Origin of the sequence: Vogesella mureinivorans, assembly GCF_007644035.1 — a bacterium.
Classification (GTDB): domain Bacteria; phylum Pseudomonadota; class Gammaproteobacteria; order Burkholderiales; family Chromobacteriaceae; genus Vogesella; species Vogesella mureinivorans.
This window is the reverse complement of the sequence record NZ_VMTV02000571.1, coordinates 1-257: the sequence shown is the minus strand read 5'-3', so window position 1 is coordinate 257 and position 257 is coordinate 1. Positions and strand designations below refer to the sequence as shown.

Here is a 257-nt window from a genome sequence, read left to right as displayed (position 1 = left end):
TGTAGATGTTCCTGTCACTTTAAAGGCCCGTTTGGGCTATTTAAATGGTCAAGAGAATATCCTCCGTGTGGCAAAACGTGCTGAAGAAGCAGGGATAGCTGCCTTAGCCTTGCATGGTCGTACCCGTGAAGATATGTATTTAAATACCGCACGATATCACTTGATCAAAGAAGTTAAACAGTTGATTTCAATACTTTCACGGGCAATCTGGGCCTGATCCATAATATTGAGATAGGTGGCATTCAGCTTGGCACGTA

At 43.2% G+C, this 257-nt stretch carries 1 protein-coding gene; it reads left to right on the top strand.

The features are described 5' to 3' along the window. Positions 1 to 217, top strand: a 217-nt coding sequence (locus tag FLQ44_RS14600; protein WP_206208904.1) for a tRNA-dihydrouridine synthase, incomplete at its 5' end; no start/stop codon positions are given. Positions 218 to 257 lie beyond the last annotated feature (40 nt).